This is a genomic window from Bacillus sp. J41TS8 (assembly GCF_018333035.1).
In the GTDB taxonomy this organism is placed as follows: Bacteria; Bacillota; Bacilli; order Bacillales; family Bacillaceae; genus Bacillus; species Bacillus paralicheniformis.
Window position 1 is genome coordinate 1 of sequence record NZ_BORF01000031.1, and the last position, 1,561, is coordinate 1,561.

Sequence of the window (1,561 nt, forward strand, 5' to 3'; positions counted from 1 at the left end):
CAGGCTGTCGAGAAAATCTCGACAGTCTTATTTTTTTCCTTAAATTATCCATTTTTTCATTTTATAATAAAGAAAAGGATTGAAAAGGACGGTGTCATTCTAATGTTCTACACAAGAAATTCTTCACAAAACGAAGCCGAATTTGTACTGCTTGACCAACTTGTTGAAGAGGATCACCTGCTCCGTAAAATTGATAAGTACATAGATTTCTCATTTATCATTAAAAAAGTAAAGCCTTACTACAGTGAAAATAATGGTCGCCCCTCTCTCGATCCATTGATTTTATTCAAAATGATGTTTATCGGATACCTGTACGGTATCCGTTCAGAAAGGCAGCTTGAGAAAGAGATTTACTACAATATGGCCTACAGATGGTTTTTAGGATTAAATATCAACGATCCAGTTCCTCATCATTCAACCATCAGTTGGAATAGACGCACCCGGTTTAAAGATACAACCATTTTTCAAGACATTTTTGATGAGATTGTTCTTCAGGCCATCAATCACGATATGGTAGGAGGACGTGTCCTTTTCACCGATTCAACCCATCTCAAAGCCAACGCCAATAAGCATAAATATACGAAAAAAACGATTGAACAGGATACACAAAACTATATAAAAGACTTGGATGAAGCCATTCTAGAAGATCGAGAAGCACACGGAAAAAAGCCCTTAAAAGCCAAAGAGGAGGTGAAAGCTGAAAAAAACATTCGGCAAAGCACAACTGATCCCGAAAGCGGATATCTTTACCGTGAAAATAAACCTGAAGGTTTTTTCTATTTAGATCACCGAACAACGGATATGAAATACAATATCATCACCGATGCCTATGTAACGCCTGGTAATGTTCATGATTCTGCACCTTATCTTGACAGATTAGATTACCAAATCGCACGATTTGGTTTTCAAGTAGAAGCCGTCGCTCTTGATTCCGGTTATTTGACTACACCAATCTGTAAAGGGCTATCCGATCGTCATATTTTTGGCGTTATCGCTCACAGACGCTTTCATTCTACAAGAGGTTTGTTTCCGAAGTGGAAGTTTCAATACGACCATGAAAAAGACCAGTACATTTGTCCGAAGGGACAAACACTTCTATACTCGACAACTGACCGAAAAGGCTACAGGTTTTATAAATCAAATCCTGAAAAGTGTGCCTCATGCCCTCTGCTTGAGAATTGCACCCGTTCAAAAAACCATCAGAAAGTCGTTTCGAGGCACATATGGGAGGACCATAAAGAAAAGGTCAGACAAAATCGTTTGTCTGCCTCTGGAAAAATCCTTTACAAAAAAAGAAAAGAAAAAATAGAGCGAAGCTTTGCAGATTCAAAACAGCTGCATGGGCTTCGCTACTGTCGGTTGAGGGGAAAACGGAATGTGAACGAACAAGTTCTCCTCACAGCCGCCTGCCAGAATATGAAAAAGATTGCCACACACCTAGCGAAGCTAGGCTAGGGGTGTGGGAGGACTTTTTCTATTTCTTTTATAAAGATGACAAAACACATCAAAACCATTTAAAACAAAAAAGCTTGTAGAAAAACATAGGTTTCTCTACAAGCTG

Annotated in this window: 1 protein-coding gene; it reads left to right on the forward strand. The window is 38.9% G+C overall.

Annotation, left to right across the window (positions count from 1 at the left end):
* The first annotated feature begins 102 nt into the window (after nucleotides 1-102).
* The gene (locus tag KI350_RS22635; protein ID WP_059231898.1) at nucleotides 103-1,455 is read left to right on the forward strand and encodes an IS1182 family transposase; all 1,353 of its coding nucleotides are present in this window, start codon (nucleotides 103-105) and stop codon (nucleotides 1,453-1,455) included.
* The last annotated feature ends 106 nt before the right edge of the window (nucleotides 1,456-1,561 follow it).

Bases quoted from the DNA above. Each gene is read 5' to 3' on its own strand.
- KI350_RS22635 (WP_059231898.1), top strand. From the start codon at position 103: ATGTTCTACACAAGAAATTCTTCACAAAACGAAGCCGAATTTGTACTG.